The organism is Acinetobacter sp. YH01004, assembly GCF_013420455.1.
GTDB lineage: Bacteria > Pseudomonadota > Gammaproteobacteria > Pseudomonadales > Moraxellaceae > Acinetobacter > Acinetobacter towneri.
Genome location: NZ_VOXZ01000003.1, coordinates 64,869 through 77,610, shown reverse-complemented (window position 1 = coordinate 77,610; position 12,742 = coordinate 64,869). Strand labels below are relative to the sequence as shown.

9 protein-coding genes are annotated in these 12,742 nt (G+C 42.6%); 5 read left to right on the top strand and 4 right to left on the bottom strand.

Features of this window, described 5'->3' with window-relative positions; genetic code table 11:
- Positions 1-38 precede the first annotated feature (38 nt).
- Positions 39-881 (bottom strand): 16S rRNA (cytidine(1402)-2'-O)-methyltransferase, encoded by an 843-nt coding sequence (gene rsmI, locus FTT71_RS03120; protein ID WP_179991266.1) that lies wholly within the window; start codon positions 879-881, stop codon positions 39-41.
- 205 nt (positions 882-1,086) lie between these two features.
- Between rsmI and FTT71_RS03115 the strand changes: the two genes are divergently transcribed.
- From FTT71_RS03115 to FTT71_RS03105, 3 genes are all read left to right on the top strand, one after another.
- Entirely contained in the window at positions 1,087-1,515 is a 429-nt protein-coding gene (locus tag FTT71_RS03115) for a YraN family protein (RefSeq protein ID WP_004972647.1), read from the top strand.
- Between the two features lie 110 nt (positions 1,516-1,625).
- Positions 1,626-2,303 (top strand): BON domain-containing protein, encoded by a 678-nt coding sequence (locus FTT71_RS03110; protein ID WP_004972649.1) that lies wholly within the window; start codon positions 1,626-1,628, stop codon positions 2,301-2,303.
- The gene (locus tag FTT71_RS03105; RefSeq protein WP_180160699.1) at positions 2,293-3,180 is read left to right on the top strand and encodes an alpha/beta hydrolase; all 888 of its coding nucleotides are present in this window, start codon (positions 2,293-2,295) and stop codon (positions 3,178-3,180) included. Before FTT71_RS03110 ends, FTT71_RS03105 begins: the two co-directional genes overlap by 11 nt.
- A 94-nt stretch (positions 3,181-3,274) precedes the next feature.
- On the opposite strand, the gene nudC is transcribed toward FTT71_RS03105, so the two are convergent.
- From nudC to dnaQ, 3 genes are all read right to left on the bottom strand, one after another.
- Complete coding sequence (gene nudC, locus FTT71_RS03100; RefSeq protein WP_096902169.1) at positions 3,275-4,048, bottom strand: NAD(+) diphosphatase; 774 nt, start codon at positions 4,046-4,048, stop codon at positions 3,275-3,277.
- Positions 4,048-5,691, bottom strand: a complete 1,644-nt coding sequence (locus FTT71_RS03095) for a chemotaxis protein (protein WP_096902171.1) — start codon at positions 5,689-5,691, stop codon at positions 4,048-4,050. Before FTT71_RS03095 ends, nudC begins: the two co-directional genes overlap by 1 nt.
- A 128-nt stretch (positions 5,692-5,819) precedes the next feature.
- Positions 5,820-7,328, bottom strand: coding sequence for a DNA polymerase III subunit epsilon (gene dnaQ, locus FTT71_RS03090; RefSeq protein WP_180160698.1), 1,509 nt, complete (start codon positions 7,326-7,328; stop codon positions 5,820-5,822).
- Positions 7,329-7,540: 212 nt separating this feature from the next.
- Between dnaQ and FTT71_RS03085 the strand changes: the two genes are divergently transcribed.
- Complete coding sequence (locus FTT71_RS03085; RefSeq protein WP_179990336.1) at positions 7,541-10,810, top strand: LysM peptidoglycan-binding domain-containing protein; 3,270 nt, start codon at positions 7,541-7,543, stop codon at positions 10,808-10,810.
- 66 nt (positions 10,811-10,876) lie between these two features.
- Positions 10,877-12,724, top strand: coding sequence for an extracellular solute-binding protein (locus FTT71_RS03080; protein WP_004972660.1), 1,848 nt, complete (start codon positions 10,877-10,879; stop codon positions 12,722-12,724).
- Positions 12,725-12,742 lie beyond the last annotated feature (18 nt).

Here is a 12,742-nt window from a genome sequence, read left to right as displayed (position 1 = left end):
TGCGCGATGATCGTCATCACTGTTATTGCTCAATCGGCTTATTCAGCTGCTTGGCTTAATTCCAACGCACGTTGATAGGCAATTTTCTTTTTAATCCCTGTTAGATCAGCCGCCAATTGTGATGCTGCTTTTACCGATAAATCTTGCAACAAACGCTGCAATAATTGATCTAATTTTTCTTGTTCCATGTCTTTTTCTTCGCTCGCTCCCCCCACCACCAATACAATTTCACCTTTTTGTTGATGATGATCTGCTGCGATAAATTCAGCCAATTCACCTAAAGTCATTTTTTTAATGGTTTCAAAGGTTTTGGTGATTTCACGGGCAAAGCCAACAGGGCGATCTGCACCAAACACGGCAGCCATATCTTTGACTGAATCTAAAATTCGATGTGGTGCTTCATAAAAAATCAGGGTTTGGGTTTCATCTTTTAGCTTTTCAAGTTGTTGTAATCGCTGTGACTGTTTAGAAGCGAGAAATCCCTGAAAACTAAAGCGATCACTTGGTAAGCCAACCGCACTGAGCGCTGCAATGGCTGCACATGCACCCGGCACAGGAATCACACGAATACCATTGGCTTGTGCTGCACGAACCAGTTTAAAACCTGGGTCGCTAATCAGTGGTGTACCTGCATCGCTAATGAGCGCAATATCTTCGCCATTGAGTAATTTTTGGACTAAAATATCAATCTTGTTGCTTTCGTTGTGTTCATGGCAGGCTGTAAGCGGAGTTGAAATATTAAAATGTTTCATTAATTGTGCAGAGGTGCGGGTATCTTCAGCGGCAATTAGGCTGACCGATTTGAGCACATCAATTGAACGGTAGCTCATATCATCTAAGTGACCAATTGGGGTAGCAACAACAAATAACTGGGCACTCATTGAGTTTTCTCCGTGGGAAATAGCAAACTAAAATAAAAATGATGGAACACGAAACAACAGCAGTATTGGCTTGCGTCTGATACAAGTTACAGACCAAGCGCTTATTCTACCTGAATTGCAGTCTGGCGTGTGAAACTCGCGTCATCGCACTTCAGCGAATACTACGATTGCGCACCATAACAAAATAAAAAAAATCGGATATAGCATGAATCAAAAAACACTGCAGCAAAGCATTGGCACATGGGCAGAGCAGACGGCTTGGCAATATTTACATCAACACGGTTGGCGTATGCTGGAGCAGAATTATCACAGTGTTTTTGGTGAAATAGATGGTATTTTTATTCAAGCAGAACAACTGATTTTTGTAGAAGTTAAAGCGCGTTCGCAAACTGGCTATGGCAAAGCCTACGAAGTGGTGTCTGCATCTAAGCAGCGTAAAATTATGAAAACCGCCATGCAGTTTTTAACAGAATATCCACACTATTCAGAATATTATTGTCGTTTTGATGTGATTTGCTTTGATTTTTCTCAGCAATTTGCAAAAACAGTACAGCAAGACTTTTCCAAATTCCCGTATGATTTGCAATGGATTGAAAATGCTTTTACTTTTGATGCAGACTTGATTAATCTTTGAGTGAAATTTAAAGCAAAAGCATCAGTCGGTGTATTGTTGATCGTGCAAATCTAAGGATGAAATGCACAGCACAAGCCAGAATTGAAAGAAAATAATAGGAGTCTTGCTGAGTGTTCAAGCGTATTGCAGTGACCTTGCTGTGTGTAGCAAGTTTATCGGGTTGTGCAAGTTTTATTTCAAGTGGCACAGGCACTGCGCCAGTGGGTACAGAAAGTGGTGCACGCTCACTTGGGCAAGTGTTTATAGATAACTCTATTGAACGTACTGCAAAAATTAATTTATATAAACTGGATTCACGTTTTAAACAATCACGTGTCAATATAGAAAGTTTTCATGGCAATGTGTTGTTGACAGGGCAAGTGCCTGACGCGCATTTAAAACAGTTGGCAGAAGACAATGTGCGTGCCATGAGTGATGTAAAAACCATCCACAATTATATTACAGTGGGTAATCAAATCAGCTATAGCACCATTATGCAGGACACCACGGTTACTGCAAATACCCGTGGTTTGATTATGAAAGCACCTGTGGTGTCAGACAGCAAAGTGCGTATTCATACCGAAGATGGTGTGTTGTATGTGATGGGACGTTTAAACAATGCAGAATTGCAGGATTTAAACCAAGTGCTACAACAAGTGGGCAATGTCACTAAAATTATTACCCTGATTGATAATATTGAGCTACAACCGAGCAACAATGCGAACTTTGTCAGCCCAATGGTTGCTCCAGAAACACAAACGCCAGTCGCGATTGACCCAGATCAGGTTGAACCGACACATGTTCAATAATGTGGAACACTGGTTTAAACAACTGAATAAAACTTTAGAACAGGCGAAACGTATTTATGAAGAATTTCGCCTGTATGATTTGGGCAGCTATGCGCTGAACCGTTTAACGCCACGTCAGGGTTATACCGTTCAAAGCAATATTGCTTATGGTTTACGCGCACGGCATCGTTTGGATTTGTACCGCACCATAACACCACGCCCGCAGCGTCCACTCATGGTGTTTGTGCATGGTGGGGCATGGTCACGTGGCGATAAGCAGGATTATCGTTTTGTGGGCGAAGCTTTTGCAAAAGAAGGCTTTGATGTTGCGGTGATGAACTATCAACTCGCGCCACAGCATATTTTTCCCACCTATATTGATGATTTAACTCTTGCACTGAATTACTTGACTCAGCAGCAACACAAACTGGGTATTTCTACGGCACAGGTGGTATTGATGGGACATTCGGCTGGGGCATTTAATGTGATGTCCTTGTTGTACCATCCCCAGCCCTATGCTTTAAGCTGTAAAGATCACATTCGTGTGATTATTGGTTTGGCAGGGCCTTATCATTTTGATTATAAGGATGATCCGCTATGTGCCGATGCCTTTGATCAAGAGGTGCCGTATCAGGATGTGATGCCGTATTATTTTGTGGAGCCGAATTCAGTCAAACACTATTTATTGGTGGCAGAAAAAGATCAAATTGTGGGGGCAAGTAATGCCACAGACTTCGACCACGTATTAAAGAAATATGGCAATCATAGTGAAATTATTGTCATTCCAAAAACAGGGCATGTCAGTGTTATGGCATCGGTGTCGAGTTTGTTTAGTCGTTTCTTTGCGACCAAACGCCAAATTATGCGTGCTTTAGATCAGGCACTTAAAGATGCGTGATGTTGATTGATCTTCTGTGGAAAATGGTAATTAAAAAAACCGTTGCAGCTTATGGGGTGCAACGGTTTTTTAAATGCAAGATTGCGAATTAGACTTATAGCCAAGCTTTGGTGTCATCTGCCACAGGCGTGCCTTGGGTCACATGCATAATCATGGCATGGGCGATACTGCCTTTAAATGGAATATCAGGCAGTTGATCAAACTTAAAGAACTGTGCATCACGAATTTCTTCTTCCTGTAACTGAATTTCACCGCCTGCATATTCAGCTTTAAAGGCGATCATTAAGTTACTTGGAAAAGGCCACGGCTGGCTGGCAAGATACTGAATATTTTTAAGTTGTACGCCAACTTCTTCAAAAGTTTCACGACGTACTGCTTCTTCGAGTGTTTCACCCACTTCAACAAAGCCTGCGATTAAACCGTAAATGGGCAGTTTATTGCGTGCATTACGCGCCAATAAGACTTCATCTTCACCACGAGTAATCACGGTAATGACACATGGATTTACGCGCGGATATTGGTGATAGCCACAAGCTGGGCAGACCATGGCATATTGAGTCGCATGGACTTCGGTTTTATGACCGCAATGGCTGCAGAATTTGTGGTTGCGACGCCATTCGAGTAACTGAATAGCACGGCTGGCTTGTTCAAACTGTTGGGTGTTCCAGACTTGTAAAAGTTGTCGGATAGGCACCAGTTGAAAGCCTTCAGGAATGGATTCATCTTCAAGCAGATCTCGGGCAATCACTTGATCACCCGAGCTAAAACTTAAATCACTTGCCAACTTTTCCACACGTGGTAATTGGAAGTTTTCATCGACCAAAAGTTGTTGTTGCTGAAAAATATATGCAAGTGAGAGTTCAGTCATTAGGCTACAGTTTTCAATTTTTCACTACTGTCCAATGCTACCTTAAACATGCTTTGTAGAACAGGTTGTTTGTTCTTTAAATTGTCAATCAGCATGTCTGCACTGGCAAGCGTATCTAAGATATTGTTGACTTGTTCAGCAGTTAAGTTTTGTCCTGCTTCGACTTGTGCATGCACAAAATCTGCAGATACTTTCAGTGCTTTTTGACCACTTTCAGCATTCAAGAACAACATTGCCCCTGCAACTTCACGAATTTGCGCTGAAGTATGCTCTAAATCTGCAACACTTTGAGTTTGTAGGTGCTGTGTCAGTGTTTGCGTGATTAAGTCAATCAGTAACTTGGTTTCAGTCAGCAAGGCTTCGTGTGCTTCATCTAAACGATCTAGCGAAATGTTCATGTTATTTACACGTAACTGCAAACGGCTAGAGGTGTGGTGACGTTCAAGCACACCGATTGAGTTCATGGCCGATAAAATCACGTTCATTAATTGCTGGGCAAAGTTTTCATCTTTGAGTAATTCAGGACGGCTTAATGATTCAGCTTGGCGTTGTAAGTCCAAATGCGCTTCATTTAAGTTCAAGACTTTAAACAAGTTTGCTAACTCTGTTAATTTGCCTTGTAATTCCAGCGTTTTTTCAGGACTCATGTTTTGATAGTTGTATTCAATATCATTGCGAATTTGTGTCATTTCTGTGGTGACCAAATCGCTAATGGTATGCATGGTGTCAAAATCTGGACCATATAAATGACGGCTGAATACTTGGAGCTGCATGTCGGTGAGTAAGTCTTCACCAATATTCATTTGACTGCGAATATGTTGAGAAATTTCATCTTCTTGACTAATACACAGGCTCAACACATTCGCAAGATCAGACAAGCTGGCGGTAAAGCTTTCTGGCGTAGCAAAGTATTGACGCATATTGTGCTCAATACTAATAAAAGTACGCAAACGTGGCTCATTTAACAACAAGTTATCAATATGGTTAAAGGCAACGTGTACTAAGCCCCAATATTGCTGACTCGGATGTTGTTCTGCCAAACCTGCCAAATACGTTCCTACCAGTTTAATCGCTTGAAGATCCATGGCAGATTCTTCTTGCTTGAGCAGCTTATGTAATGACAGTTTATATAAGCGATGCACATAAGCCGACTTTTCTAAAGAAGGCACTTGCGGCAATTGGAAACTTGGAGTGATGCAGTCCAATAAAGTTTCAATATGCTGACCTTCCTGAGTCAATGGTTTACCCAATGCCAATTCTAAACGGTTTAAAGTGTCGAGTAGGAATTGTGGAATTTTAACTTCACGTAGGCAAATAAACTCAATATAACGCTTGAGCATGGTGGTGCCTTCGCTAAGTGCAATGACTTCCAGCGTGTTGATATTGCTTGGATTCCCCATAATTTTACGCATCAGCTCTGCTGAGTATTGCGCAATTTTTGCCAAGCTTTCCATATCAATTAAGGCTAAAACCTGAGCACACTGTTCAAACTGATTCAGTGCATCATCAATCCCAAAAGGCAAAGTTTGATCTTCTGCTAAGGTGCTTACTGCGGATTCAACCAGTTTGATAGAATTATCAACCTCATTTTTTATTATCAGTAAGGCAGTTGGATCAAAATGTATAGAGGTTTGGTAAGACATGGATCTGCACCTTTCCTAGTGTTTTATCTGTTTGTTGGTTCTTTGCAAAATACACAAAGTCCTATTTGCTTTAACTATAACTGAACTGGCAAATCTTTAAATACATAAAATTACAAAACTCGTAGATTTTATTTGGCAAAAAAGCAAGGTTTACCGTGTTTTTCTTCAAATTGTTTGACCCAATTCTCATGTGCAGCCAATTCTTCTTCTGATGGCAGAATCACAGCAAGATCAATATCAATGCTTAAACGATCACTTTGACGTTGCTGTTCTTCGCTTGCAGACAGAGCATCCATATCAAAGGCGACTTGTCCGCCAGTCATTGCCAAGTAAACATCGGCTAGAATTTCAGCATCTAGTAATGCGCCGTGGAACGTACGGTCACGCGCAGGAATTTCATAGCGTCTGACGAGCGCATCGAGTGAGTTTTTTTGCCCAGGATGCTTACTTTTTGCCATGAGCAGTGAGTCGGTCACTTCGCATACTTCGGACAAATTGCCCAACCCCGCACGACTGAACTCCATATCTAAGAAGTTCATATCGAAGGTGGCGTTATGCGCAATAATTTCTGCACCTTTAAGATATTGATACAGCACATCGGCAATTTCGGCAAACTTGGGTTTGTCTTTTAAGAACTCATCTGAAATACCGTGAATGTTTTCTGATTCACCGACCAGTTTTTCAGGCTGAATATAAATGTGGATGGAACTGCCCGTGAGTTTACGGTTAATCATTTCCAGCGCACCGACTTCAATAATTCGGTCACCATCTTGATAGTAAAAACCTGTGGTTTCAGTATCTAGAATCAATTGGCGTGGACCATGTAAGCTTAGCGTGGCAGGGGTAATCACAATGTGTGGATGATTGGAAAGATCATTTACTGCTGCTGTATCGGCTTCAACGGCATTGATTGCAGTTTCAATTGTTGTTTCTGTTTCTGTTTCTGTTTCTGTTTCTGTTTCTGTTTCTGTTTCTGTGGCTAGGCGTGTGGTTGGCGTCTGCATTATTTCAAGATCGACCTTGACCTGATGATTGTTGTGTACGTCGATTTCTACAGGACGATGCAGCGTACTTGTTTCAATTTCTACATCTTCTTCGATCAAGTCAAAACCGAAAGGATCGTCGAGCAACCAATCAGATTCCGCTTTTTTTTTATCATTTGGGGTAAGCTCGAGCGCAGGGCGAATGTGTTGAGCCGTATTTGTAGTTAAGGTTTTCTGAATTTGATCTGCACCTAAATTGGCAAGCTGATCTGCCATTTCATTGCCTACATGTCCTGCATGACCTTTAATCCAGTGCCATTCAATTTCACGCCCTTGACAGGTGGCATCTAATTTTTGCCAAAGGTCAGGGTTTTTGACATCTTTCCAGTTTTTCTTTTTCCAGCCGTGAATCCACTCGGTAATGCCTTGTTTGACGTAATTGGAGTCAGTCCAAATAATCAGCTTGGCATCCATTGGGCAAAATAAAATGCCTTCAATCGCTGCAGTCAATTCCATACGGTTATTGGTGGTTTGAGCTTCGCCACCATATAATTTATGTTCTTCTTGTTCAGTAACAATATACGCACCCCAGCCACCCAAGCCAGGATTACCACGACAAGCACCATCAACATATAAAGTGATTGTTTGAGACATAAATCAGATCCGCAGGTTGTGCAAAATAAATCAAAATGAAAAGCTATTGTATATCGCAAATTCGGTTTAGACGTGTAAATCCTGTCTATTTTTTAATTTCTTGTAACATTTATAGACGAAACGCGCTAAATTAATGCCTTGTGTCGTTGTCTAGCTCTACTACAATGGCAAGTCTAAAAAATAATTTATATACGAGTTGTTTGGATTTTTTTATGTATAAACCAACCACGCGCATGTGGCAGCCGACTTTACCTTCATTTTTAAAAATTACAGTTTTAGGTTCAGCATTGGCTGCCCTTGGCTTGATGACGGGCTGTAGCTCGACGCAGGGTGCGAGCAAGCCACTCACTTCAAGTCAGGTCGGTTCGGGTTATTTAGATGCCAGTACTTTAGATGGTCTGGAAGATTTACTCTCTGCAACCGATATGCGCGCGGTAGAAGGTGACCGTTTATTAATTTTAAAACACGGTGATGTCTGGAAGCGTATGACCGTTGGTTTCAAAATGGATTTAAACCATTGGAACCCACGTATTGAAGCGCAGCGAGGCTGGTTTATTTCACGTCAACCGTATTTGGATCGTTTAAGTGCGCGTGCGTCACGTTATTTGTATCACACGGTTAAAGAAGCTGAACGTCGTGGTATGCCAACTGAATTGGCGTTGTTACCTGTGATTGAAAGTTCCTATGACCCTGCAGCAACCAGTAGCGCAGCTGCCGCAGGTTTATGGCAGTTCATTCCAAGTACAGGGCGTATTTACGGCTTAAAACAAACTTCGATGTACGATGGTCGCCGAGATGTCGTGGAGTCGACTCGTGCTGCCTATGAGTTTTTGGGCAGTTTGTATAATCAGTTTGGTTCTTGGGAATTGGCATTGGCGGCTTATAACGCAGGCCCGGGTCGTATTCAACAAGCCATTAACCGCAATAAAGCTGCAGGTTTACCAACCGATTATTGGTCTTTAAAACTGCCGCAAGAAACCATGAACTATGTGCCGCGTTTCTTGGCGGTAGCACAAATTATTAAAAGCCCGCATGCTTATGGCGTGTCTTTACCCCCAATTGCCAACCGTCCACACTTCCGTGAAATTAATGTGGGCGCGGTGAATTTAAATGATGTGGCCAATATTACCGGTCTCAGCCGTGCCGAACTGTATTCGCTTAACCCTGGACATCGTGGGGATCGGATTGACACCCAAAGTCCAATGCGTATTTTGATTCCTGCAGATTTAAGCCCAACAGTCGATGCACGATTGAAAAAACTACAAGGTGGTGGCGGTTTATGGGCAAGCAATAGCAGCAACACACCATCGTTTTCATCTTCTGGTGTGACCATTACACCATCTAAATCTGAGCCACCTGCGTTAACGACCAGTACAACAACCAGAACGACTACAGGCAAGCCTGCTGCCTCTACGGCAGTCACAACTACCACTACACCAAGCACAGCATCGACTACAGCCAGTGTTTCAAAACCAGCAACGACTACGCCTACACGTTTGTCACGTACGCCACAAGGTTCGGACGCTTTGGCAGCATTTGCTGCGGGTAGCGATATTCCAAGTGCGCCGCGTATTCCTGTTGCTGTTACACCTGCTGCCAATATTCAGCCTGTGCGGATTGAACCACCAATTTCCAATACTGAGCGTGAGCAAATTCTTGCAGCAGTGCAGGCAGAAGGTAGCAATAAAACTGTAGAAGAAGTGTTGCAGCCTGTGGCTTCTAAAGCAGAACAAGAACAACTTGTGGCTGAGTTAAAACAAATTGCGCCTCAAGGCACTGAAATTGTTGATCCATACGATGGAAAAATTAAGCTGACCGCTATTCAGACCAGTCTGTCTGTTGCAGAGCAGCAAGGTAAAGAATTAACCAAAGGTTTTGCTTACCCGAAAAGTGTGGCAGAAAATACGCGCCTAGATTCAGAAGAAGCAAAGCGTAACCAAGGTAAGAATTATGTGCGTACGGAGTCTGAAGTGGTGGTCGTACCACCAAAAGGCAAACGTACCACGTACACCGTGTTAGCGGGGGACACCTTGGCCAGTATTGCCATGAAAAATGGCTTGAACTGGCGTGATATTGCCAAGTGGAACCAAATTGCTCCAGATGCAACTTTGTATGTGGGCACCAGTATTTATTTATACGACGCCAAGCCACAAGTACAGGCAGAGCCTGCTAAGCCAAAAACCATGCCTGAGCAATACGTGGTGCAAGCCAATGATACCTTAACAGGTGTCGCCAGTCAGTTTGGTTTAACTGTAAAACAATTGGCAGATTTTAATAACTTAAGCACCACCAGTGGCTTATTTGTAGGGCAGCGTCTAAGTTTAAAAGAAACGGCTGCATCTAAAGCCAAAGCAGAAGCCGACAAAAAAGCCGCAGAACAGGCTGCAAAAATCGCAACCAAAACTTACGTAGTGAAGCGTGGCGAATACTTAAAACTGATTGCAGACCGTTATGCCTTGTCAAATCAGGAATTGGCTGATTTAACTCCAGGTTTAAAAGCGAACAGTAGCTTATTGGTTGGGCAACGCATTAATGTGCCTGTAAATGAAGTGACTGCACAAAAAACGGAAGCGAGCAAAGCTGAAGCCAGTAAGTCAGAAACAAAAGCAGCAGAGCCAAACTATCCGACTGAAAACTACCAAGTACAGCGTGGTGATACTTTATCGAGCATTGCCAACCAAGCCAAAATTTCTTTGGCAGAGCTCGCCAGTTTAAATAATATAAGCACGCAAAGCGGTGTGCGCATTGGTCAAACCCTCAAAGTGCCTGCAGGTGTCAATGTGCCTGAGCGTTATACGGTACAACGTGGCGATACCTTATCGGCGATTTCGACAAAATATAATCTCAGCCAAGACTATATTGCAGACTTAAACAATCTAAGCCGTAACAGTGGTTTAAGAGCAGGACAAATTCTTAAACTCACGGGTGATGTTCCTGAGAAAAAAGCCCAAGTTGAAGCGGTGGCTGAAACCACCAATGATATTCACGTGGTCAAAGCAGGGGAAACTTTAAGCAGTATTGCGCGCCAATATAAATTGCAATTGAATTATTTGGCAGAGCTGAATGATCTTTCACGTACTGCCAATGTCCGCATTGGACAACGCTTAAAAGTCGATGCCAGCGCTGCAAAAAATGAAGTAAAAACAGAGGTCGTAAGTGCTGCGAAAAGCAGCAGTAGTAAAGCCACCGAAACTTATACCGTTAAAAGTGGTGAGTCTTTAAATTCGATTGCCAGCCGTGTGGGTGTGTCGGTTGCAGAATTGGCGAGTTTAAATAACTTAACGCCACGTTCAGGTTTACGCATTGGACAAAATATTCAAGTTCCCAAAACCGTAACTGAATATAAAGTGAAACGTGGGGATACGCTGATTGGCTTATCCAGTCGTTATGGCATCGACACCAAAGCATTGGCAGATTTAAATGATATGCAGCCAAATACTCAATTGCGTATTGGCGATGTGATTAAAGTCCCGAATCTGTAAAGTTTAATCCTGAGGATGTCATGTTTTGACGGCATCCTCAGGAATACTGCACAAGGAGCTGTGTGCATGTCATTTGCCATAAAAAAGACACATCAATATCTGGGCTGTATTTTAGGTTGTGTGGTCTTGCCGCAGTTTGGATGGGCTGCGTTACAAACCACGCCCTATATTGCCGTACATAGCCAGCCTCAGTATGTGGGGCGCTCGGCTATGCCTTATGCCAACCCGCAAGCGCCCAAAGGTGGCGATTTAATTCGTGCCAGTAATGGCACTTTTGATAATTTAAATGACATGAATGGCAAGGGCAGCTCAACCGATGGGGTGAGTTTTATATTCGATTCACTCATGAGCAGTTCTTTAGATGAGCCGGGGGTGATGTATCCCTTATTGGCAGAAAAAGTCAGCTATGACCCCAAGCAAACTGCATTTGTCATTTTTCATTTAAATCCTAAAGCTAAATTTAGTGATGGCAGCCCAGTTACAGCAGATGATGTGAAATTCAGTTTTGATGCTTTTCAGACCAAGTCTAATCCAGGTTTGCAAATGTATTTATCCGATTTAGATAAAACCACGGTCTTGTCTAAGCATCAGGTTAAAGTCAGTTTTAAATCCACTAACAATGCAGAAATGCCGCTGATTTTGTCGCAAATGCCAATCTATTCTAAAAAAGACTGGCAAAAGCGTGACTTTACCCGCATCACACTAGAACCGATTTTAGGTTCAGGGCCGTATCTTATTGAGCGGATTGATGCAGGGCGCAGCATTACTTATAAGCGTAATCCAAATTATTGGGGCAAAGATTTACCCGTAAATAAAGGGCGCTATAATTTTGACCGCCTGAAGTATGTTTATTATCGCAATCTGGATATTGCCTTCGAAGGGTTTAAGTCGGGGCAATACACGTTGCATGAAGAATATACCGCACGAAAATGGGTCACTGAATATCGTTTTCCTGCTGTGAATGCGGGCATGGTGGTCAAGCATAAATTTCAGCACCAAAACCCAATTCCGACCCAAAGTTTTGTTTTTAATACCCGCAGACATGCGTTTCAGGATATTCGTTTTAGGCAGGCTTTAACCTACGCTTATGATTTTGAATGGCAAAACAAAGCCTTGTTTTATGGGCAATATCGCCGTTTGCAAAGTTATTTTTCTAACAGTGAATTAGAAGCCAAAGGCACACCTTCAGCCGCAGAATTGTCTGTTTTAAAACCCTATTTGGCCAAGCTGCATCCTATTCAACGCCAAGGCGTATTGCAAAATTGGCAGTATCCTGTGACTGATGCCAGTGGCTTTAACCGTAACGGCTTGCTTAAAGCCCGTGAATTGCTTTTGAAAGCGGGTTATCGTTTTCAGCAAGGTAAATTGGTCGATGCCAAAGGCAAAGCCATTCAAATTGAATTTTTAATTCATCAGGATGGTTTGCAACGCACATTAGTGCCTTTTGTGCGCAATATGAAACGTCTGGGCGTTACGGTAAATATTCGGCATGTCGATGTGCCGCAATATATTGAACGCATGCGCCGTGCCGATTTTGATATGACCACCAGTGTCATGCCGCAATCTTTAAGTCCAGGCAATGAGCAAGCACAGCTTTGGAGTAGTGCTGCCGCAGATCAACCAGGAAACTATAATTACGCAGGCATTAAAAACCCAGTAATTGATGAAGTGGTACAACAGTTGATTCGTGCGCCTAATCGTGAACAATTGATTGTGCGTACCAAAGTTTTGGATCGTTTATTGCGTGCGGGGTATTATCAAATTCCAACCTATGGCAAAGGTGAAAACTGGTATGCCTATTGGAATATGTATCGTCAGCCCGCCATCAAACCTAAACTATCGGCAGGAATTGATTATTGGTGGAGTGATGCTGCCCAAGCCAAGAAAGTTGCACATTATTTACGTCAACAATAACGATTTTAAAACTCAAGC